We start from the raw sequence: 20,176 nt of genomic DNA, 5'->3' as shown, positions 1-20,176 counted from the left end.
GCCCCGCGCCCCCGCGCCACCGCGAACCGCTCGACGACCCCCGCCTCCGACCGCTTCCGCGACTTCATCGCGTCCGGCTGGGCCGAGCGGGAGGAGCCGCTGCCTGCTCCGCGCGAGCAGGCGTCCTTCGCCGCCTCCCGCCGCGAGCGCCTCTCCGCGCTGCACACCGGCGTGCGCATCGTCGTCCCGGCGGGCCGCCTCAAGCAGCGCGCGAACGACACCGACTACCCGTTCCGTGCGCACTCGGCCTTCACCTGGCTCACCGGCTGGGGCTCCGACTCCGAGCCCGGCGCGGTGCTCGTCCTCGAGCCCGCCGGGTCCGGCCACAGCGCGACGCTCTACTTCCGCGAGCGCGCGGGCCGCGACTCCGACGAGTTCTACGCCAACCCCGAGATCGGCGAGTTCTGGATCGGGCCGCGTCCGTCGCTCGCGCAGGTCGCGAGCGATCTCGGCCTCGCCACCCGCGGGATCGCCGAGCTCGACGCGGTCCTCGACGCGCACGACGGCGTCCCCCTCGCCGTGCTGCGCGAGGCCGACCCGGCGGTGACCGGCCGTCTCGACGCGGTCGAGGCCGACGAGCGGGCGGACCGCGACGCGGCGCTCGAGCGCGACATCGCCGAGCTCCGCCTGGTCAAGGACGCCTACGAGATCGCCGAGCTGCGCGCCGCCGTCGACGCGACGGGCCGCGGCTTCGAGGACGTCTTGTCCGACCTGCCGCGCATCATCGCCCACGAGAAGGGCGAGCGCCTGATCGAGGGCGTCTTCAACGGACGCGCGCGCGCCGACGGCAACGCGGTCGGCTACGACACCATCGCCGCGGCGGGCCCCCACGCCTGCATCCTGCACTGGACGCGCAACGACGGGCCGGTGCGCCCCGGCCAGCTGGTGCTGCTGGACGCCGGCGTCGAGCAGGACAGCTACTACACCGCCGACATCACGCGCACCTTCCCGGTGGACGGCCGCTACACGGACGCCCAGCGCCAGGTTCACGAGACGGTGCGGGAGGCGGCCGACGCCGCGTTCGCGATCGTCCGACCCGGCATCCGCTTCCGCGAGGTTCACGCCGCGGCGATGGCCGTCATCGCGCGGCGCACCGCCGAGTGGGGCCTGCTGCCGGTCAGCGCCGAGGAGGCGCTCGAGGCCGACAACCAGCAGCACCGCCGCTACATGGTCCACGGCACCAGCCACCACCTCGGGCTCGACGTGCACGACTGCGCCCGGGCACGGCGCGAGATGTACCTCGACGGACTGGTCGAGGAGGGCATGGTCTTCACGATCGAGCCCGGCCTCTACTTCCAGCCCGACGACCTCACGGTCCCGGAGGAGCTGCGCGGCATCGGCGTCCGGATCGAGGACGACGTGCTCGTCACCGCCGACGGCGCCGAGAACCTCTCGGCCGGCATCCCGCGCTCGGCCGACGACATCGAGGCGTGGATGGCCCGACTGGCCCGCTGAGCACGGTCGCCCGCGGGGAGCCCCGGCCGCTCAGGCGGCGAGGGGCAGCGCGAACTCCCCGCGGGCGGCGGCGAGCGCCAGCCCGTCGAGCAGCGTCGCCAGCTGACCGGCGGGAGCGTCCGGGTCCTCGGGGTGCCACTGCACGCCCACGAGGGGGGCCGCGACGTGCTCGACGGCCTCGATCACGCCGTCCTCCGCCCGGGCGACGACCCGCAGCCCCGGAGCGAGCAGGTCGACCGCCTGGTGGTGCGCGCTCTGCACCGCGAGCGCCTCGGACCCGAAGAGCCCGCCGAGCACGGAGCCCGCCGCGAGCCCGACCTCGTGCCGGTGCATGCGCTGGTGAGCGGGGGCCGCCGCGTTGACGTGCTCCGCCTCCGGACCCAGGTCCTGCACCAGCGTGCCGCCGAGCGCGACGTTGACGATCTGCAGGCCGCGGCAGATGCCCAGCAGCGGGGTCCGGCGGGCCAGTGCCCGGTGCACCAGCGCGATCTGGGCGGCGTCGGCGCGCTCCGCGTGGGGGCCCTCGGCCGGGTAGCCGCGGTCGGCGCCGTACTGCTCGGGAGCGATGTCCTCGCCGCCCGCGAGGACGAGGGCGTCCGCCCCCGCCGTGCGCGCCAGCAGCTCCTCCGTGCCCAGCTCCTCGGCGGCGAAGCGCTCCGCCCGCCAGCCGCGCTCGTGCGCGAGAGCGAGGATGCGGCCGTTCAGGATCTGCACGTAGGCGTGGTACTCCTCGCGGCCCGGTCGCACGCGGGCGACCTCGACGATGGCGAGCGAGCGGGTCATGACTCCATCCTGGGCACGCCGCCGCCGCCGGTCGAACCGCCGTGTCACGCGGTGTCACACTCCGGCCGTACGATCACGGAGTGACCTCGCCGAGCCCGTCCCTCCCGGAGCGCGTGCAGCAGGCGCGCTCCGAGGTCTCCGTCCTCGCCGGGACCACTCCCGAGCGCCGGGTCCGACCGCTGCGCGAGGCCGTCGAGCACGTCGCCGCCGGCGGCTCCCCCGATCCCGACGCCCTGCTCGACGCGGTCGACTCGCTGGTCGGGCTCGTGACCCGCGCCGAGGTGCAGCTGAGCGGCGTCGAGCGCTCCGTGCGGGACGACCTGGAGCGGGCCGCCACCCTCTCGGACCTGCGCACCTCGGCGCAGCTCGCCTCCGCCGCCGACGTGGCCGTCGCGTGCGCCGCGGCACGGTCGCTCCTCCTCGACGCCGACGACGCCCGGTCGGCCGGCGCCCGCCACGATCCTGCCGCGCTGCTGGTCCTGCTGCTCGACGCCGACTCCGCTCTGGACGCCGTTGTCTCCGGATACCGCGAGCCGCGCGCCCAGGCCGAGCGCCAGCTCCTGCTGTTCGAGGCGGCGCGCACCGCGGCCCGGCTCGGTGCCGAGTCGGTGCTGCTCCTGGCCGCCGTGCACGGCGAGCGCATCACCGCGGCACCCCGGATCCTCGCCGAGGAGACGCTCGGGCAGCTGGACACCGCGGTGCGCCGTGCGGCAGGCGATCCGGCCGGCGCTCTGGACGAGGCCCGCGCTGCCGCCGACCGCGCCCGCTCCGCACTCGACGAGGCCCTGGTCGACCTCGACGGCGCACCCCCGTCGCTCCGCCCCGCGGCCGTCCCCGGAGGCCTGCCCGCGGCCTGAGGACGCAGGCACCCGGCAGCGGCGCGCGTGCCATAGTGAGGGACATGGCCTCCTTCCTCGTCGTCCCCCAGTGGCAGGGCTCGGCGTCGACGCGCGCGATGCGCCTCGTCGACGGAGCCGAGGCGATCCGGGGCGATCTGCCCTCCTCCGCCACCACGACCCTCGACATCCCCGCCGAGGCGGGCGACGCCCAGGACACCGGCATCCGCCGCTACGCCTCGGTCGCCACCGTCGCCGAGCGGGTGCGCGAGGCCCTCTCGGGCCGCACTGGTCCCGTGATCACGATCGGCGGCGACTGCGGCGTCGAGTTCGCGGCGATCGGGCACGCCGTGCGCTCGGCACCGGGCCCGGTCGCGCTGGTCTGGCTCGACGCCCACCCGGACGCGCACACTCCCGAGTCCTCCCCCAACGGCGCCTTCTGCGGCATGGTCCTCTCGGCCGCGCTGGGACGCGGCGTCGGCCTCCTGAGCGCGGGCGCCGAGGAGCGGGTGGCCGACGAGCGCGTCGTCCTCGGAGGTGTCCGCTCCGCCGACGACGGCGAGCTCGAGCGGCTGGTCGAGCGGGGCGCCGCGGTGCTGCCCGCGGACGCCCTCGACCCGGAGTCGCTCGTCGCGGCGGTCGAGGCGACCGGTGCCGCCTCCGTCTACGTGCACCTCGACCTGGACGTGCTCGACCCCGCCGATCTCGCCGGGCTGTTCGACCCGGTGCCCTTCGGCGTGCCCGCCTCGCGCCTCGTCGCGAGCCTCGACGCCCTCCGGTCCCGCTTCCCGCTCGCGGGCGCCGGCGTCACCTCGTTCGCCCCGTCGTCGCCGACCGCGGCCGAGGACGACCTGCCCACGATCCTCCGCCTCCTCGGCGCTCTGTCCCGCGGGGCCTGAGAGAGCCCTGCCATCGGCGCGCAAGCCCGAGCGCGTGTCGGCGGCACCCGGCAAGATGGTCGGACGCGACCGAGCGGAGGAACGATGAGCGACGAGAGACCGCGCGTGCGCACCGAGCGGCGCGGGACCGTGCTCGCGATCGTGCTGGACCGGCCCGAGAAGCGCAACGCCGCCGATCTGCGGCTGCTCGCGGAGCTGGCGTCCGCGTACGGCGAGCTCGACCGCGACCCGGAGCTGCGCGCCGGCGTCGTCCTCGCCGAGGGCGGGCACTTCACGGCCGGGCTCGACCTCGCCGACATCGGGCCCCGCCTGGGCTCCGACGGCCTCGACTTCGTGCCCGAGGGCGGTCTCGACCCCTGGGGCCTGCGCACCCGCCCCGTGAGCAAGCCGGTGGTCATCGGCCTCCAGGGCACCTGCCTCACACTCGGCATCGAGCTCGCGCTCGCGAGCGACGTCGTCCTCGCCGAGCGGTCCACCCGCTTCGGCCAGATCGAGGTCGCCCGCGGCATCCTGCCCTTCGGCGGAGCGACGCTGCGCTTCCCCCGCGCCGTCGGCTGGGGCGACGCGATGCGCTGGATCCTCACCGGCGACCTCTTCGACGCCGAGGAGGCCCACCGCATCGGCCTCGTGCAGCAGGTCGTCCCCGACGGGACGGTCGCCGAGGCGGCCTGGGCGCTGGCCGCCCGGATCGCCGCGCAGGCGCCGCTCGCCGTGCAGGCCGCCCTGGCCAGTGCCCGGCTCGCGGTCGCCGCGTCCGACGCCGAGGCCGCGGCCGCGCTCCCCGGGGCGCTCGCGCGTCTCGCGGCGTCCGAGGATGCGCGCATCGGCACCGAGGCCTTCCTCCAGCGCACGAGGGCGGAGTTCACCGGACGATGAGCGACGAGAGCACCACCGTCACGGCGCCCGGCGGCTCCTCCCTCGAGGCGCAGCAGCAGCGGGCCGCGCAGCAGCTCGAGATCCGGCTCCGCTACGGCGACCAGGTGTGGGAGTTGCGCGAGGTCGACCACTTCGCCGTCTTCTCCCGCCGCAGCACCGCACGACGGGCCGGGCGCGTCCTCGTGGCCTCCGGCTTCCAGATCGCGATCTCGCGGCTGAGGCTGAGGCAGGTCCTCGTCGCGAGCCACCACGCCGCGGTCGACGAGGAGTCGACCACCGCGTTCCTCCGCCAGGTGATCGAGGCGGTCGAGAGCCACGGCGGCCGCTACGACGGCTGGCGGGCCGAGATCGTGCCGGCGCATTGAGCGCCGGGCACCCACCGACGACGGGGCTCGACGCCTCCGAGAACCCCAGGGAGACAGCATGAGCAGCACGACGGACGAGTTCGACGTCATCGTCATCGGAGCAGGGCCGGTGGGCGAGAACCTCGCGGACCGCGCGGTCCAGGGCGGCCTCACCGCGGCCGTCGTCGAGAGCGAGCTCGTCGGGGGCGAGTGCTCCTACTGGGCGTGCATGCCCTCGAAGGCGCTGCTGCGGCCGCCGATGGCGCTCCGCGCCGCCCGTGATCTCCCCGGCGCGGCGCAGGCGGTGAGCGGAGGAGTCGACGTGCCCGCGCTCCTGGCCCGCCGCGACTCCTTCACCAGCCACTTCGACGACCACGGCCAGGTGCAGTGGCTCGAGGGCGCCGGCATCGAGCTCGTCCGCGGGCACGGCCGCCTGAGCGGCGAGCGCGAGGTCACCGTGACCGGACCCGACGGCGAGGTGCGCGTGCTCCGCGCCCGCTCCGCCGTCGCCGTCGCGACCGGCACCACCGCCGTCGTCCCCGACATCCCTGGCCTGCGCGCGGCATCCCCCTGGACGAGCCGCGAGGCCACCTCAGCCGAGGAGGTGCCGCCGCGCCTCGTCGTCATCGGCGGCGGAGTCGTCGCGACCGAGATGGCGACCGCCTACGCCGGCATGGGCTCCTCCGTCACGCTCGTCGCCCGCAGCGGACTCCTCGCGCCGTTCGAGCCCTTCGCCGGCGAGCTCGTCGGCTCGGCGCTCCAGGAGCTCGGCGTCGACCTGCGCCTCGGCGACTCGCCCGTCTCGGTCGAGCGCCGGTCCGACGGCACCGTGGCGGTGACGCTCGAGGGCGGCGACGTCATCGAGGCTGACCAGGTGCTCGCCGCGACCGGCCGCGCCCCGCACACCCGCGACGTCGGCCTCGAGACGGTGGGCCTCGAGCCCGGCTCCTCGCTGACGGTCGACGACACGATGCTCGCGCTGGGCGGCGACGGTGCTCCCCTCGGCGGCGGGCGTCCGTGGCTCTACGGGGTCGGCGACGTGAACCACCGCGCACTGCTCACGCACCAGGGCAAGTACCAGGCCCGTGCGGCCGGCGACGTGATCGTCGCGCGCGCCACCGGTGCCGAGGTCCACGACGCCCCCTGGGGAGCGCACGTCGCGACCGCGGACCACGAGGCCGTGCCGCAGGTCGTCTTCACCGACCCCGAGGTCGCGTCCGTCGGCCTCACCGCCGCGGGCGCCGAGAAGGCCGGCTACCGAACCCGCGTCGTCGACTACGAGATCGGCTCGGTCGCCGGCGCCGCCCTCGCCGCCGACGGCTACACGGGCACCGCGAGGATGGTCGTGGACGAGGACCGGAAGGTCGTCCTCGGCGTCACCTTCGTCGGCAAGGAGGTCGGCGAGCTGATCCACTCCGCGACGATCGCCGTCGTCGGCGAGGTGCCGCTCTCGCGCCTCTGGCACGCGGTCCCCTCCTATCCGACGATCAGCGAGGTCTGGCTGCGGCTGCTCGAGACCTACGGACGCGACAGCGCGTGAGCGCGCTCCGTCGAGCCGTCGCGACGGTGGCCCTGGATCCGGCGATCACCCGGCCCGGCTACCTCTTCGCGTGCGCGGTCGGACTCGCCTGGGGCGCGCTGTGGAGCACGGGCCCGATCCGGCGCAGCCACGGCCTCGTCGTCTTCACCGGTCTGCCCTCCTGGGCGTTCGGCCGCGGAGGGTCCTGCGTCGGCACGAGCTACCTCACGGGCACCAACGTCTCCGACAGCGTCCTCGAGCACGAGGCCGTGCACAAGGAGCAGTGGCGGCTCTACGGGATGTGGTTCCCGTTCGCGTACACGGTGGCGGGTCGCGATCCGCTGCGCAATCGATTCGAGATCGAAGCCGGTCTCGAGAAGGGCGGATATCTCCGTGGTCACTGACATGACGGGGCGCGTCGTCGTCCTCACCGGAGCGAGCTCCGGCATCGGCCGGGTCGCGGCGGGAGCGCTGGCGTCCGCCGGTGCCCGCGTGGCCGTGGTCGGGCGGAACCCCGAGCGCACCCGCGCGGTCGCCGCCGACGTGGGAGGGGACGCGTTCCTGGCCGACTTCGACCGGCTCGACGACGTCCGCGCCCTGGCCGACGGCCTCCTCGAGCGCCACGAGCGGATCGACGTGCTGGCGAACAACGCGGGCGGGCTCGTCTCCCACCGCGCCGAGACGGTCGACGGCCACGAGCGGACGATCCAGAGCAACCATCTCGCGCCGTTCCTGCTCACGCGGCTCCTGCTCCCGCGGATGATCGAGACCTCGAGGGAGCGGGCCGGCGTCCGCGTCGTCTCCACGGCGAGCCTCGCGAACCGCTTCGGTCGCCTGAGGCTCGACGACCTCGACAACCGCCGCGGTCCGTGGCTCGGCGGCTGGCGGGCCTACGGCACGTCGAAGCTGGTGACGATCCTCTTCATCCGCGAGCTGGCGGAGCGCCTGCTGACGACGTCGGTCGACGCGTACTCGTTCCACCCGGGCGTCGTCTCGACGAGCTTCGGTGCCGACAGCACGATGATGAAGCTGATGACGAGCCTCTCGGTCGGCTCCTTCGGCATCTCCGCCGAGGCGGGTGCGGTACCGCTGATCACCCTCGCCTCCGAGCCCGATGTCGGTGCCGCCAGCGGCACCTACTTCGACCAGCTGACACTGCACGGCTCCCTGAACCCCCAGGCCCGCGACCGCGCTCTCGCCCACGACCTCTGGACCCTCTCCAGCCGCCTCGTGGGCGTCTCGCCCACCCTGTAGCCCGCTGCCGCTCCCCGCCGCCGCCGACTCGACGCCGGGGCGGCGCGGAGCACCCGGCGCGCTCGTCGGGTGGATCTCGACACGCCCTCTCCGAGGGCTGCCCGATCAGCAGGTCTGCGCGCGGTCGCCCGACTCGGTCTGTGCCCGCGAGCTGCTCGATCAGCCGCGAAATCGGTCGGGCGTGGATCTCGAAACTCCCTCTCCGAGGGCTACCCGATGAGCATGTCCGGGCGCGGTCGCCCGACTCGCCGGGCACCCGAGGACCGCTCGATCACGCGCGAAATCCGTCGGCAATGACTCTCGAGACGCCCTCTGCGAAGTCCACTCGATCAGCATCGTCCTCCGCGGTCGCGCCCCTGGCGCGCCGCACCCCTACGAGCAGCGCCCGGAGCGTCGCAGGGCGTCGTTCTGCAAGGCGGAGGAGGAAGCGATACCGGCGGTATCGCGCCCGACGACAACGCCGCAGAACGTCGCCCTGCGGCGCTCCGGGTCAGTTGGACTCTTGGCGGCCGAGGCGCCAGTACCCCATGAACGCCACCCGCCTCCGGTCGAGTCCGAGCTCGGTGACGAGGCAGCGGCGGATCAGCTTCACGGCGCCGGCTTCTCCGGCGATCCAGGCGTAGAGGCCGGGGTCGGTGCTCTCGTCGGGGACCTCCCAGAGCATCTCGTGGTCGACGTCGATGTCGCTGACGTCGACGCCGCGGTGGTGGGCGGTGAGGAAGCGGGTGGCCCAGGCGCGGACCGCGTCGCCGAGGGCCGCTCCGGGGGCTGCCGCGTCGGCGCGGACGATCCAGGTGACGTGGACGCCGGCGGGGTGGCGGAGCGGGAGGCGGTCGTGGGCGGTGGGGACCTCGAGGAACGCGGCTCCGGTGGCGTCGTCGTCGAGGCTCTCGAGGATCGCGGCGATGGCGGGGACGGCCGTCTCGTCGCCGGCGAGGAGGAGGGAGGTGGCGGCGCCGGGGTGGAACTCGACTCCGCCGCCGGGGAGGTCGGAGCGCGTGTCGGGCGCGATGATGACGATCTGGTCGCCGGCGCGGGCGCTCTCGACCCAGGCGGAGGCCGGTCCGGTGTCGCCGTGGGCGGCGAAGTCGATGTCGACCTCGGCGTCCTCGGGGCGGACGGCGCGGATGGTGTAGGTGCGGAGCGGGTTCCGGAGCTCGTCGGGGAGCTGTCGCCAGCGGCCGTACCAGTCGGGGTCGAGTCCGTCGGGTCCGTCGGGGTCCGAGACGGAGGCGAGGAAGGCGGGGGCGTCGGAGGCTGCGGTGGGGACGACGAGCTTGATGCGCTGGTCGGGGCCGGTGCAGCCGACGTGGTCGAGGCCGGTGCCGGTAAGGGTCACGCGGATGAAGTGCGGGGCGATCCGGGTCGCTGCGGCGACGGTCGCGAGGTACGGCCGGTAGGCCGGTCGGGCGGGGGCGGCGGTCGTCGGAGGCATCGCCTCAGTCTCGCACAGAAGGTAAGCCTTGCCTAACACTCAGCCGGGACGCCCGGCGGACGGTCAGCGCGCGGCGTGCTCGGCGGAGGTGCGCAGGCGCGCCTCGACGTCGGCGGCGAGCTCGGCGACGACGGGGCCGGCCCCGCCGATCCAGGCGCAGAAGTCGTGGCGGCCGTCGGCCCACGGGTAGTCACCGTCGACGACCGACATCTCGCCGACCCAGGCCCGGACCGCGCGGTCGAGTGCGACTCCGCGGGAGCATCGCTCACCGGTGCCGGGGGCGCCCGAGCGCTCGGAGCGGCCGAGCCAGGTGACGCAGACCCGCCCGGGGGCGGCGAGCGGCGGCAGTCCGCGCGCGTCATCGACCTCGACGAAGACCTGGCCGCGGGCGTTCGCGGGGAGGGTGTCGAGGATGCTCTGGATCCACGGCACGACGGTCTCGTCGCCCGCGATCAGGAACTGCTTCACGTCGACCGGCGCGGAGCCGTCGCGGTCCTCGAACATGCACATCGTGTTCGAGTATAGGCAAGGCTTACCTCAGTGACCAGAGCCGGACCTGACCATCCGCCGTGCGGCCGCGCCCGGACCCGACACCGCTGCGGCCTCCCCCGTCACCACTGCGGCGGGTGCCGCCTCTGCCAGCGCGCCCGCCGCTCGAGCTGCGCGCCGATCGCCAGCAGCGTCGCCTCGCCGCCGGGTCGCCCGATCAGCTGGACTCCCATCGGCAGGCCCTCCTCCGTGGTGCTCAGCGGAAGGGTGATCGCGGGGAGGCCGCTCACGTTCACGAAGGACGTGTACGGCGTGTAGAGGCACTGCTGCTCGAAATTGCGCTCGGGATCCTCGAGGTCGTACCAGCCGACGGGGCGCGGCGTCATCGCCAGCGACGGCGTCAGGACCGCGTCGACGCCGGAGAACGCCGCGATCACCGCGCGCTCGTAGCCCGAGAGCCACGACGCCGCCTCGACGATCTCGCGGGCGGAGCGCCGGCGTCCCTCCTCCACCAGCCAGCGGGTCAGCGGCTCCAGCAGATCGAGGTCCGCGCCCTCGACGGGCAGGGTCGCCGCGCCGCTCTGCCACAGCGTCCGGAACGCAGCGGGGTACGGGGCGCTCGGGGGGAGCGACGCCTCCTCGAGCCCGTGGCCGAGCGCGGCCAGCGCGGCGATCCCCTCGTCCAGCGCGGCGCGCGCCTCCGGAGCGAGAGCGATCTCGTACTCCTCGTCCCAGGGCGAGTCCGTCAGCACGCCGATCTGGAAGCGCCCCTCTCCGCGCACCGCGGCGCCGAGGAACGAGCCGTCGCCGTCGCCGGGCGCGCCGAGCGACCAGCGCTGCGGGAGGCGGCCGTTCGTCCGCTCCAGCATGCCCTCGAGCAGGAGGCCCGCGTCGGCGACCGAGCGGGTGATCGGCCCGGCGACCGTCAGCCCGCCGACCCCGCCGATGCCGGAGAGCGCGGCGACGCGTCCGCGGGAGGGCTTCAGTCCTACCAGGCCGCAGGCCGCGGCGGGGATGCGGATGGACCCGCCGCCGTCCGAGGCGGGGGCGAACGGCAGCAGTCCCGCGGCGACGGCGACCGCCGCTCCTCCGCTGGATCCGCCGGCCCCGAGGCGGGTGTCCCAGGGCGTGACGGCGGGCGGGCCGATCAGCGTCTCGGTGTAGGAGGGCATCCCGAACTCGGGCGCCGCGGTCTTGCCGAGGCTGACCGCTCCCGCCGCATCGAGCACCTCGACGATCTCGTCGGAGGCGGTGGGCACGTGGTGCTCGCGCAGCCGCGATCCGGATGCGGTCCGCACGCCCGCGCGCCGCCAGAGGTCCTTGTCGCCGCTCGGCAGGCCCCAGAGCGGAGCGGTGCCGGGCCCGGTGCCGAGCGATGACGCCCGCTCCCGCGCCCGATCGGCGGTCACCGTGGCGAAGGCGCCCAGCTCCCCGTTCCACCGCTCGATCCGGGCGAGGTAGTGATCGGCGAGCTCGAGAGGCGTGACCTCTCCGCGCTGCAGCCAGTCCCACTGCTCCTGGGCGCTGAGGTGGTGGAGTTCGAACATGGAACGACCCTATTCCGCCGCTCCGGGGAGCCGGCGGAACAGGGTCGTGGGGGTCAGGCCGCGCGGCGGCCGCTCTCGCTCGCCTCGTCGATGCCCTTCCGGGCGCCGTCGGGCACCACGGTGTCGCGGTCGATGCGGGCGCCGGTCGCGATCACGGCCGAGCGTCCGATGCGGGAGTAGCTCCCGATCCGCGCCCCCGGTCCGATGATCGCCTCGGGCCCGACGTGCACGTTCGCGCCGATGAAGGCGCTGTGCCCGATCATGGCGTCGCGGTCGACCCAGCTGCCCGCGCCGATCCAGGCGCGCTCGCCCACGGTCGCGCCGGGCTCCACGTAGGCGCCGGTCTCCACGTACGCGGTCGCCGAGACGCGCGATCCGGGAGCGACCATGCCGCGTCCGTTCGCATGGCGGCGGTAGACGATCTCGTCGTCACTGCCGCGCGCCCCTCGACCCTTGTTCATCCCTGTTCCTGCCATCTGCCTCTGGCTCCTTCGAGCTGTCCGGTGGGCGGGGCGCCGAGCCCCGTCCCGTCATCGGTAGACAACAGCGGCGAGCGCCCGCGCATTCCCCGTTCGGGGGGCGCTGGCGCGGGGTGGAGGCGGGGCGGCGGGCCGGTCGGCGGGCGGAGCGGAGAGCGGGCGGCGGAGCGGACCCGCGCGGGCGTCCCCGGAGCGTCACTCCACCGCGTCGGCGACCGCGGTCACGACCGCGCGGAACCGGTCCGGCGCCTCGCGGATCCGCCGCCGGAGGAGGACCCCGGCGAGCGCCGACGAGGCGGGTGCGGCGATCAGCTCGCACTCGACCCGGGCCCCCTCCTCGTCCGCCAGGACCCGCCACTGCTCGACGCCGAGCACGGGGAGTCGGCGCTCGAGCCCGCTCCCCCGCCGCTCGTAGGCGCCGTCGGCGGCGAGGACGTCCGCGAGGGCGGCGAGCACCGGGGCGGGGTCGGCGTGGAGGACGGAGGCGAGGGCGAGGAGGCTGCGCACGGCGGCAGTCTCGCACGCCCCCGCGTCAGGAGCGGGCGTCGAGGACGCGCCGGAGCCAGTCGAACGACGCCTTGGGCACGCGATCCCGGCTGCGCGTGTCGACGGCCACGAGCCCGTGCGGGCGGCTGTAGCCGTGCTGCCACTCGAACGCGTCGACCAGGGTCCAGAGCTGCACGGCCTCCACCGGCAGTCCGTCGTGGACGGCCTCGGCGAGAGCGGCCAGGTGAGCCCCGAGCCAGCGGATCCGCTCCGTGTCGACGATCGCACCCTCGCGATCGGGCTCGTCGGGGTAGCTCGCGCCGAGCGCGGTCACCACCAGCGGCGGCAGGGCGTCGCCGTAGCGCTCCACGAGGGACCGCAGCACCGAGACCACCGCCCAGGGTGCGACCGGCGAGCCGTCGCCCGTGCGGTCCAGCTCCGGCCAGGGCGCCGTGTGGAAGGGGAGCGCGGGAGGAGCGCCCACCCCGGTCGGCAGCGCCGGGTCGCGGCCCGCCACGATCCGCAGCGGCGGCAGCGGCGCGACCGCGTAGAAGTCGAGCGGAGCCGAGATGCGCGCGAGGTCGACCGGATCCGCCTGCGCGAGGGCGCCGAGGAACGGCGGCAGCTCCTCCGGTCCGACCGGGTAGGACCCGGTCAGCACGGCGTCGGCCACCAGGCGGTTCCGCAGGACGTCCGCCAGGGAGGCGAAGGCGCGGTCCCGGTCGTCGTCCGAGGCGGGCTCGACCGGCGCGAGCGCGTCGACGAGGCCGATCCTCCCGGTCACCTCCGCCGCTCGCAGCGCCTCCAGCGCCACGCCGTGCCCGAGAAGCTGGTGGTGCAGCGCCGGCAGGGCGCTGAACAGCCGGCCGGCGCCCGGCGCCTGCCGCGCGAGCGCGTAGCCCTCGAGCATCACCGTCGACGGCTGGTCGAGGGTGATCCAGTCGGCGACCCGGTCGCCGAACCGCCCGCCGAGCTCGAAGGCGAGATCACCGAAGCGGAACGCGGTGTCGCGGTTCATCCAGCCGCCGCTGAGCGCCGACGGGGTGTCGCGGTGGTGCAGGGTCAGCGCGACCCGGATCCCCGTCTCGGCGAGCCCGTCGAGCAGGCGGTCGTAGAAGCCGAGCCCTCCGCGGTCGATCGGCCCGCGGCCGTCGGGCTGCAGCCGGGGCCACGAGACCGAGAGCCGGAGCTCGTCGACGCCGAGATCGACCAGCAGCGCGAGGTCCTCGCGCCAGCGCAGGAGGAAGTCCGTCGCGATCTCGGGAGTGGCCTCCTCGGCGATCGTCCCCCGTCGCAGCGCGAAGTCGTCCCACACCGACCGGCCCCGGCCGCCCGTCTCGAGGGAGCCCTCCGTCTGGAAGGCGCTCTGCGCCAGTCCGATGCGCAGGCCCGGCGGCAGGAGCCCGCCCAGCTCGCGCGGATCGTCGAAGCGCGCGGCCTCGACGCGCACCTCCCGCCGATCGCGCCCGCGGGCCTCGTCTTCGCGCATTCCACTGTCCTCCGGATCTGATCGACGGGTATATTCTCGCGGAAGCGCTCTCCCGGATCTCCCCGACTCCCCCGACCGACTGAGACGCCTCCTCCGGATGGTGTACATCCGGGAACAGTGGTGCGGCGCGCTTGACAGCTCCCCCTTGCCCCCGTGCAATGGACGCATCGTGAAATCGGGCGTCGACGTGGCAGTACCGGGGGGTTCACCGGTCGTGCCGGTGCCCCGACTCCGCCGATCCCCGCGGCGCACGGCCGCCCTGCTGCTGGTGCTCCTCGCGGCCGTCGCCTCCGTCTCCGGGCTGGCCGCTCCGGCCGCGCAGGCCGCCGCTCTCACGATCACCGCTCCCGCCTCCGGCGCGGTCCTCAGCACGGGAGCGACGACGGTCACCGGCACGGCGACGGCCGGGGACCAGGTGCAGATCGGGCTCCGCGGCGGCGGCGACCCCCTCTGCATCACCACCGCGGGCCCCGACGGCGGCTGGAGCTGCGCCGTCTCCCTCGACGACGGGCCGGCGACCCTGGTCGCGGTGGAGCTCCTCGCCGGCGGCGGGACCACCTCGGCCGCCGTCCCGATCGCCGTCCTCAGCGCCCCCGTCATCGAGTCGGTCGACGGCTCGGCGACCTCCGCGGGCTCGGTCCGCGGCACGGCCTACCCCGGCGCGAGCGTCGCCGCGGTCTCGAACGGCGGCGCCGCGTGCCTGGCCACCGCCGACTCCGGCGGCGCATGGTTCTGCCAGCTCGCCCCCACTCCGGCGCCGGGCAGCTACCGCGTCACCGCGACGCAGACCGCCTCCTTCGCCGGCAGCGCCGCCTCGCCGGCCAGCGCGCCGGTGACCCTCGTGGTCGACACCGCTGCTCCTGCCGCCCCCGCCCTCACCTCGCCGTCGAACGGCGCCGCCCTGCCGCTCGGCGGCGCGTCCTACTCGGGGACGGGCGTGGACGGCACCCGCGCCTACGTGTACGTGGACCGGGTCAACACCTGCGACGCGGCGGTCAGCGGAGGCGCCTGGAGCTGCACCGGCGGCACGATCACGGCGGGCGCGCACCGGGTCTCCGCCATCGCCGGGGACAGCGCCGGCAACTACAGCCCGCCGAGCCCCTGGATCGACGTGACCTTCGCGGCGGCGACGACCGCTCCCACCGGCACGCCCAGCGCGACGACGCCGGCCGCCCCCGGTGCCGCGCCCACCGCACCCGGGGCCGCCGCGTCTCCCGCTCCGAGCAGTGCGGCGCCGACCGCGTCCCCGTCGCCCGTCCGCCCCGGAGAGGCCGCGCCCGCGCCCCAGGACGAGCCGACCGCCGAGCCCACCGCAGCACCGGTCCCGGCTCCAGACCAGGACGGCGGTGACGTGCCGCCGCAGCCCGCCCCCGACGCCGGATCCGAGCCGGGCGGCTGGAGCGCGGCGACCGGGATGACCACCGCGCTGTCCGCCGGATCGCCCGTCGTCTCGATGGCCGACTGGATGCGCTCCCTCGCCCTCGCTCTGCTCTCGCTCGCCCTGGTCGTCGTGCCGGCCCGCCTCGCCGCGGCCGGGCGCGCGCCCCGCGCCGAGCGCAGCTGGCACCTCACGGGCCGGAACCGCGCCGCCGTCGAGTACGACGACAAGCCGGACACCGGTCCCGCCTCGCCGCGCCTGATGGTCGTCGGGATGATCGGCTGCGCAGCCGGCCTCGTCCTGCTCTCGGGACGCGTCGACGGCCAGCCCGCCTACCTGCGCCTGCTGATCGCCGTCATCGTGGCCGTCGCCGTGGTCAACGCGGTCGCCGCCGCCGTCCCCGCGCTGGTCGGCCGGCGGATCGGCGTCAGCGGGATCGGCGTCGTCGCCGCTCCGCGCGCGCTGCTCCTGGTCGCGGCGGCCGCTCTCGTCTCGCGCTTCGCGGGACTGGACCCGGCGCTCCTCTTCGGCGTGGTGATCGGCCTCGTCCTCCCCGAGGGCGCATCCGCCGTCGACCGCGCGAAGCTCTCCACCGTCCGCGTCGTCTCGCTGCTGGGTCTCGCCGGACTCGCCTGGGGCGCCTCCTCCGTGGTCCCGCCCGACGGCTCTTTCGGCTCCGTGCTCGCCGCGGAGGTGCTCAGCGCGACCACGCTGATCTCGGTCGGCTCGAGCGTGGTGCTGCTGTTCCCGGTCGGGCGCCCCGCCGGCCGCAGCATCCTGCGCTGGTCCCCGCTGCTCTGGCTCGGGCTCACGCTCCTCGCGACGACCGTGCTGTTCGTGCTGCTCACCCCGACCATCGCGTCCTGGTCGACCGACGGTGGAGCGGGTCCGGTGCTCTTCGCCGTCGTCGCCTTCAGCGCGGTGTGCACGTCGATCTGGGCCTGGCGGCGCTTCGTCGAGTCGGAGTAGCCGGGCTCGGAGCCCGCTCAGCCGATCGAGACGGGCCGGTCGAGGTCGTCGCCCGGCAGCACGTCGGCCACGGCGCCGACGGTCAGCTCGCGCAGCGTCGCGATGCCGCCGTAGACGCCGAGGAACGCGGTATCGGCCGCGTCGCGTCCCGTCGCGATCCGCACGAGGCTCGACCGCGGCGCGAGCGTCGTCGCGTCGACCGCGCGCCACTCCCCCTCGATCCAGGCCTCCGCGACCGCGTGGAAGTCCATCGGCTGCAGTCCCGGCGCGTACACGGCCGCCAGTCGGGCGGGCACGTCCAGCGCCCGGAGGAGGGCGACGACGAGGTGCGCGAAGTCGCGGCAGACGCCGCGGCGGGCGAGCAGCGTCCGCTCGGCCCCGTCCGTCGGAAGGCTCGAGCCGGGGACGTACGCCAGCCGCGTGCCGACCCAGGAGCTCACCGCGTGCAGGAGGTCCGCCCCGGCGAGGCCGGCGAACTCGGCCCGGGCCGTCGCCCACAGCACGTCCGACTCGGCGTAGCGGCTCGGCCGCAGGTACCGCAGCCGGTCCACCTCGTCGCCCTCGAGCGGATCGAGGCGTCCCAGGACGCGCGCGGAGTAGTCCACGACGAGGTGCCCGACCGGCGCGTCGAGCACGTGCAGCCGGGTGCCGTGCTGGTCGATCACCTCGCGAGCGGCGAGCGGGCGGCCGTCGACGGTGAGCGTCAGCGACTCCTCCGCCCCGTACGCGTCGGCCACCGCGATCGAGAGGACGAGGGCGGCCGGAGCCGCGACGTCGAGGGTCAGGTGGGCCGAGACGTCGCGCTGCATGGGGCTCTTCTCCGGGGCGTGGCGGGTGGGGGTCAGGCGCCCTGCTCGCCCTTCGGCGGCGGGGTGGGGGCGGCGTCCGGCTCCTGCACGAGCTGCAGCCCGCCGGACGAGTTCGCCGAGACGGTCAGCAGGTCGATCCAGGTGCGGTTGATCGAGGGGACCCGTCCGCCGAAGTACTTGAAGTAGAGGGGCACGGAGGGGTCGAGCCAGATGCTCGAGCGGCCGTCGCCGACCGCGGGGTCGTCCCGCCAGGAGAAGAAGAAGCTCTCGCGGCGGCGCAGCTTGTTGGCGATGACGATCTGGACGTGCGTGAGCGTGCGGTCGTCGAACTCGATCTCGACTCCCGAGGCTCCGTAGAGCAGCTTCCCCATGGGGGCCTCCCGGCCGCCCGTCGCCGGGCGGTGCATGACGGTGCCCGCGGGCACGAGAAGCGGGACCGTTCCGGCGCCCGCCGTGGACCGGGCGGCTCGCATCCGGACGCGGGCGCCCGGGCTCGGAACCGCCCGGTGACGACTCTAGGCGAGGCGGCGCGGGCGCGCGGGATCCTCGTCCGATTCCCGAACACCGGGCTCCTCCGGCCGGAAGGACGACCGGTCCGGAGGCGCGCCCGGCGCCCTGCCGGATCCGGGCGAGACGCGCCGGGGCGCTGCCGCGCGCATGTCGGAGGTCGGACGTACGGTACCCGCATGATCGAATGCGCACTCTGCGGAACCGACGCCGTCGTCCTCGACCGCTCCGGCGGCCGCGACACCGAGGAGGAGCTCGTCGTGCTCTGCGCCGACTGCACCCCGGGCGAGATCACCCAGGCCCTCGAGGCCGGGCTGCTCGAGCCCGCTCGACGCAGCGCGCACGCCCGCGCCGCCTAGAGAGCGGCACGTCGGACGGAGTGCCCCCACTGGGACTCGAACCCAGACTGAGACGATTTTAAGTCGTCTGCCTCTGCCGATTGGGCTATGGGGGCGACCACCGGGAGGAGCGACCCTCCCGGCGGCGGTGTCAGAACTTGGCGGGCTCGCCGCCGACCGGGACCGGAGCACCGGCCTGGCCGGGGATCTGCGCCGGGGCCTGCGCGGCCGGAGCCTCGGCGGCCGGGGCCGCCGGACGCGGACGCGACGCGTAGGTCTCGAAGGAGCCGCGGGGGTACTCGCGGGCCTCGATCGAGGCGATGTCGCGGCCGAGCCAGAGGTTGTTCCACCAGCCCCAGACCACGCGGAACTTGCGCTCCCACGAGGGCATGGCGAGACCGTGGTAGCCGCGGTGCATCACCCAGGCGGGGAAGCCCTTCACGGCGATCTTGCCGGACTGGAACACGCCGATGCCGATGCCCAGGCCCGCGACCGCGCCGAGGTTCTTGTGCACGTAGTCGACCGGCTCCTCGCCGCGGAGCACCGCGGTGATGTTCTTGGCCATGAGCTTGCCCTGGCGGACGGCGTGCTGGGCGTTCGGCACGCAGAAGCCGCCGACGCCGCCGCCGGTGAGGTCGGGGACGGCCGTCGCGTCGCCGGCGCCCCAGGCGCCCTCGACGAGCACGTCGTCGTGGCCGACGCGGAGGTCGGCGCGCACGCGCAGGCGGCCGCGCTCCTCGATGGGCAGGTCGGAGTTCTTGATCGACGGGTTCGCCATGACGCCCGCGGTCCAGATGATGAGGTCCGACTCGAAGCTCTCGCCCGTCGACAGCTGGATGACGCCGTTCTCGGCCGACTTGAGCTGCGTGTCGAGGTGCACGGTGGCGCCGCGCTGGTCGAGGTTCTTCAGCACCCAGTGGCTCGTCTCGAGGGCGACCTCGGGCATGATCCGGCCCATCGCCTCGATGAGGTGGAACTGCGTCTCCTCGAAGTCGATCTCGGGGTAGCGCTTGAGCAGCGCGCTCGCGAAGGAGCGCAGCTCGGCGAAGACCTCGATGCCCGCGAACCCGCCGCCGACGACCGTGACGGTCAGCAGGCGCGAGCGCTCGGGGCCGGCGGGGAGCGACGCGGCCTTGTCGAAGTTCGTGAGCATGCGGTCGCGGATCGCGGTCGCCTCCTCGATCGTCTTCAGGCCGATCGCGTTGTCGGCGACGCCCGGGATCGGGAAGGTGCGCGAGACGGAGCCGGCGGTGACGACGATCTGGTCGTACTCGAACTCGTAGGGCTCGCCCACGGTCGGGGTGATCGTCGCGGTGCGGTTCGCGTGGTCGATCTTCGTCACCTTGGCGGCGAGGATCGCGGTCTTCTTGAGGTGGCGGCGGAGCGAGACGATCGCGTGGCGCGGCTCGATCGACCCCGCGGCGACCTCGGGGAGGAAGGGCAGGTACGCCATGTAGGGCAGCGGGTCGACGATCGTGACCTCTGCCTCGTGCGGGCGGAGCTGCTTCTCGAGCTTCCACGCGGTGTAGAAGCCGGCGTAGCCGCCTCCGACGATCAGGATTCTGGGCACGGTTGACTCTCCAAGAGGGATGGACAATGCGAACACCCTCACGCAATGCGAAGTGCCCGCTCTCGATGCGGTGGGCAGCACTGACCCCGACTGGGAATCAGCTTAGCGAAGAGCGCGCCGGTGGTGGCGCCTCCGTGGCTCCGGTAGGAGCGGCTACGCGTCGAGCGGCCTGCAGGCGCAGCGCTCGGGAGACCAGTCGGCGCGGGCCAGGGCCAGATCGCCGATCGGATTGACGCCGGGGCCCGCCGCGAGGGCGTGCGCGGCGAGGGCGTGGAGGCACTTCACCCGCGAGGGCATGCCCCCGGAGGAGATGCCCGCGATCTCGGGGACGGAGCCGACGCTCTCGCGGTCGGCCAGGAACGCCCGGTGCGCAGCGGCGTACGCCTCGCGCAGCTCCTCGTCCTCGGCGAGCATCGCGTTGTACTCGACCATGACCTGGGTGGCCTCGAGCTGCGAGATCGCGGCCGTCGCGGCGGGGTGGGTCAGGTAGTAGAAGGTGGGGAACGGCGTGCCGTCGGACAGGCGGGGGCTCGTGGAGACCACCGTCGGGTCGCCGCAGACGCAGCGTGCGCTGATCCCGACGACGTCCCGGGCGGGACGGCCCAGCTGGGCGGAGACGACCGCGATGTCGCGCTCGGACGGCGGATCGAAGGGGGGCGTGGTCACGGGGGCTCCAGAGGACGGACGGCCGGGAGGACGCTCCAGTGTACGCGG

General features: G+C 74.8%; 21 protein-coding genes and 1 tRNA gene. 10 read left to right on the top strand and 12 right to left on the bottom strand.

All coding sequences use genetic code 11. The features are described from left to right. Positions 1–1,455: aminopeptidase P family protein (locus C5C71_RS16175; RefSeq protein ID WP_104338079.1), on the top strand; the 1,455-nt coding region annotated here is incomplete at its 5' end. Positions 1,456–1,485: 30 nt separating this feature from the next. Here the strand turns inward: C5C71_RS16175 and C5C71_RS16170 are convergent. Next, positions 1,486–2,238, bottom strand: a complete 753-nt coding sequence (locus tag C5C71_RS16170) for a gamma-glutamyl-gamma-aminobutyrate hydrolase family protein (RefSeq protein ID WP_104225036.1) — start codon at positions 2,236–2,238, stop codon at positions 1,486–1,488. Positions 2,239–2,318: 80 nt separating this feature from the next. Between C5C71_RS16170 and C5C71_RS16165 the strand changes: the two genes are divergently transcribed. The 7 genes from C5C71_RS16165 to C5C71_RS16135 all read left to right on the top strand — a co-directional run bounded on the left by C5C71_RS16165 (position 2,319) and on the right by C5C71_RS16135 (position 7,966). Next, positions 2,319–3,095, top strand: a complete 777-nt coding sequence (locus C5C71_RS16165) for a hypothetical protein (RefSeq protein WP_104225035.1) — start codon at positions 2,319–2,321, stop codon at positions 3,093–3,095. Positions 3,096–3,139: 44 nt separating this feature from the next. Next, positions 3,140–3,973 carry an arginase family protein gene (locus tag C5C71_RS16160; protein ID WP_104338078.1) on the top strand — a complete coding sequence of 278 codons (834 nt, stop codon included), beginning with the start codon at positions 3,140–3,142 and terminating at the stop codon, positions 3,971–3,973. An 84-nt stretch (positions 3,974–4,057) separates the two neighbouring features. Next, entirely contained in the window at positions 4,058–4,849 is a 792-nt protein-coding gene (locus tag C5C71_RS16155; protein WP_104335595.1) for a crotonase/enoyl-CoA hydratase family protein, read from the top strand. Next, positions 4,846–5,214: a ribonuclease E inhibitor RraB gene (locus C5C71_RS16150; protein ID WP_104338077.1), complete on the top strand. Its 369-nt coding sequence runs from the start codon at positions 4,846–4,848 to the stop codon at positions 5,212–5,214. The genes C5C71_RS16155 and C5C71_RS16150 overlap by 4 nt, the downstream gene beginning before the upstream one ends. 58 nt (positions 5,215–5,272) lie before the next feature. Continuing rightward, positions 5,273–6,733, top strand: coding sequence for an NAD(P)/FAD-dependent oxidoreductase (locus C5C71_RS16145; protein WP_104335596.1), 1,461 nt, complete (start codon positions 5,273–5,275; stop codon positions 6,731–6,733). Then, positions 6,730–7,116 (top strand): Fe-S oxidoreductase, encoded by a 387-nt coding sequence (locus C5C71_RS16140; protein ID WP_104227423.1) that lies wholly within the window; start codon positions 6,730–6,732, stop codon positions 7,114–7,116. Before C5C71_RS16145 ends, C5C71_RS16140 begins: the two co-directional genes overlap by 4 nt. Further along, positions 7,106–7,966: an SDR family NAD(P)-dependent oxidoreductase gene (locus C5C71_RS16135; RefSeq protein ID WP_258068749.1), complete on the top strand. Its 861-nt coding sequence runs from the start codon at positions 7,106–7,108 to the stop codon at positions 7,964–7,966. The genes C5C71_RS16140 and C5C71_RS16135 overlap by 11 nt, the downstream gene beginning before the upstream one ends. A gap of 490 nt (positions 7,967–8,456) precedes the next feature. Here the strand turns inward: C5C71_RS16135 and C5C71_RS16130 are convergent, their stop codons facing one another. The 6 genes from C5C71_RS16130 to C5C71_RS16105 form a co-directional block, all read right to left on the bottom strand. After that, positions 8,457–9,401, bottom strand: coding sequence for a siderophore-interacting protein (locus tag C5C71_RS16130; RefSeq protein ID WP_104338075.1), 945 nt, complete (start codon positions 9,399–9,401; stop codon positions 8,457–8,459). Positions 9,402–9,464: 63 nt separating this feature from the next. Next, a complete protein-coding gene (locus tag C5C71_RS16125; protein WP_104248226.1) occupies positions 9,465–9,911 on the bottom strand; it encodes an SIP domain-containing protein in 447 nt (148 codons plus the stop codon). Between the two features lie 101 nt (positions 9,912–10,012). Continuing rightward, positions 10,013–11,437 (bottom strand): amidase, encoded by a 1,425-nt coding sequence (locus tag C5C71_RS16120; RefSeq protein WP_104338074.1) that lies wholly within the window; start codon positions 11,435–11,437, stop codon positions 10,013–10,015. A gap of 53 nt (positions 11,438–11,490) precedes the next feature. Continuing rightward, positions 11,491–11,913, bottom strand: coding sequence for a transferase (locus C5C71_RS16115; RefSeq protein ID WP_104225025.1), 423 nt, complete (start codon positions 11,911–11,913; stop codon positions 11,491–11,493). Positions 11,914–12,111: 198 nt separating this feature from the next. Next, positions 12,112–12,423 carry a hypothetical protein gene (locus C5C71_RS16110; protein WP_104267029.1) on the bottom strand — a complete coding sequence of 104 codons (312 nt, stop codon included), beginning with the start codon at positions 12,421–12,423 and terminating at the stop codon, positions 12,112–12,114. A 25-nt stretch (positions 12,424–12,448) separates the two neighbouring features. After that, positions 12,449–13,891: a glycoside hydrolase family 1 protein gene (locus C5C71_RS16105; RefSeq protein ID WP_181065746.1), complete on the bottom strand. Its 1,443-nt coding sequence runs from the start codon at positions 13,889–13,891 to the stop codon at positions 12,449–12,451. Positions 13,892–14,111: 220 nt separating this feature from the next. Between C5C71_RS16105 and C5C71_RS16100 the strand changes: the two genes are divergently transcribed. Then, positions 14,112–16,238 carry a hypothetical protein gene (locus C5C71_RS16100; protein ID WP_181065745.1) on the top strand — a complete coding sequence of 709 codons (2,127 nt, stop codon included), beginning with the start codon at positions 14,112–14,114 and terminating at the stop codon, positions 16,236–16,238. Positions 16,239–16,255: 17 nt separating this feature from the next. Here C5C71_RS16100 and C5C71_RS16095 read toward each other — a convergent pair whose 3' ends face one another. Continuing rightward, entirely contained in the window at positions 16,256–17,047 is a 792-nt protein-coding gene (locus tag C5C71_RS16095) for a transglutaminase family protein (RefSeq protein WP_104234572.1), read from the bottom strand. Between the two features lie 32 nt (positions 17,048–17,079). Then, a complete protein-coding gene (locus C5C71_RS16090) occupies positions 17,080–17,418 on the bottom strand; it encodes an ATP-dependent DNA ligase (RefSeq protein ID WP_068211888.1) in 339 nt (112 codons plus the stop codon). A 315-nt stretch (positions 17,419–17,733) separates the two neighbouring features. On the opposite strand from C5C71_RS16090, the gene C5C71_RS16085 reads away from it, so the two are divergent. Continuing rightward, complete coding sequence (locus tag C5C71_RS16085; RefSeq protein WP_104225020.1) at positions 17,734–17,913, top strand: hypothetical protein; 180 nt, start codon at positions 17,734–17,736, stop codon at positions 17,911–17,913. A 21-nt stretch (positions 17,914–17,934) separates the two neighbouring features. Here the strand turns inward: C5C71_RS16085 and C5C71_RS16080 are convergent. From C5C71_RS16080 to C5C71_RS16070, 3 genes are all read right to left on the bottom strand, one after another. Further along, positions 17,935–18,008 (bottom strand) — tRNA-Leu (locus tag C5C71_RS16080). 35 nt (positions 18,009–18,043) lie between these two features. After that, complete coding sequence (locus C5C71_RS16075; RefSeq protein WP_104338071.1) at positions 18,044–19,462, bottom strand: NAD(P)/FAD-dependent oxidoreductase; 1,419 nt, start codon at positions 19,460–19,462, stop codon at positions 18,044–18,046. Positions 19,463–19,615: 153 nt separating this feature from the next. Next, a complete protein-coding gene (locus C5C71_RS16070) occupies positions 19,616–20,128 on the bottom strand; it encodes a DUF501 domain-containing protein (RefSeq protein ID WP_104227430.1) in 513 nt (170 codons plus the stop codon). Between the last annotated feature and the right edge of the window lie 48 nt (positions 20,129–20,176).

This window comes from Rathayibacter sp. AY1C1 (assembly GCF_002932105.1).
In the GTDB taxonomy this organism is placed as follows: Bacteria; Actinomycetota; Actinomycetes; order Actinomycetales; family Microbacteriaceae; genus Rathayibacter.
This window is presented reverse-complemented; position numbering and strand designations above follow the sequence as displayed.

Coding starts and splice junctions, on each gene's coding strand:
- C5C71_RS16170 (WP_104225036.1), bottom strand. CDS start 2,238: ATGACCCGCTCGCTCGCCATCGTCGAGGTCGCCCGCGTGCGACCGGGC.
- C5C71_RS16160 (WP_104338078.1), top strand. CDS start 3,140: ATGGCCTCCTTCCTCGTCGTCCCCCAGTGGCAGGGCTCGGCGTCGACG.
- C5C71_RS16155 (WP_104335595.1), top strand. CDS start 4,058: ATGAGCGACGAGAGACCGCGCGTGCGCACCGAGCGGCGCGGGACCGTG.
- C5C71_RS16150 (WP_104338077.1), top strand. CDS start 4,846: ATGAGCGACGAGAGCACCACCGTCACGGCGCCCGGCGGCTCCTCCCTC.
- C5C71_RS16145 (WP_104335596.1), top strand. CDS start 5,273: ATGAGCAGCACGACGGACGAGTTCGACGTCATCGTCATCGGAGCAGGG.
- C5C71_RS16130 (WP_104338075.1), bottom strand. CDS start 9,401: ATGCCTCCGACGACCGCCGCCCCCGCCCGACCGGCCTACCGGCCGTAC.
- C5C71_RS16125 (WP_104248226.1), bottom strand. CDS start 9,911: ATGTGCATGTTCGAGGACCGCGACGGCTCCGCGCCGGTCGACGTGAAG.
- C5C71_RS16120 (WP_104338074.1), bottom strand. CDS start 11,437: ATGTTCGAACTCCACCACCTCAGCGCCCAGGAGCAGTGGGACTGGCTG.
- C5C71_RS16115 (WP_104225025.1), bottom strand. CDS start 11,913: ATGGCAGGAACAGGGATGAACAAGGGTCGAGGGGCGCGCGGCAGTGAC.
- C5C71_RS16105 (WP_181065746.1), bottom strand. CDS start 13,891: ATGCGCGAAGACGAGGCCCGCGGGCGCGATCGGCGGGAGGTGCGCGTC.
- C5C71_RS16095 (WP_104234572.1), bottom strand. CDS start 17,047: ATGCAGCGCGACGTCTCGGCCCACCTGACCCTCGACGTCGCGGCTCCG.
- C5C71_RS16090 (WP_068211888.1), bottom strand. CDS start 17,418: ATGGGGAAGCTGCTCTACGGAGCCTCGGGAGTCGAGATCGAGTTCGAC.
- C5C71_RS16085 (WP_104225020.1), top strand. CDS start 17,734: ATGATCGAATGCGCACTCTGCGGAACCGACGCCGTCGTCCTCGACCGC.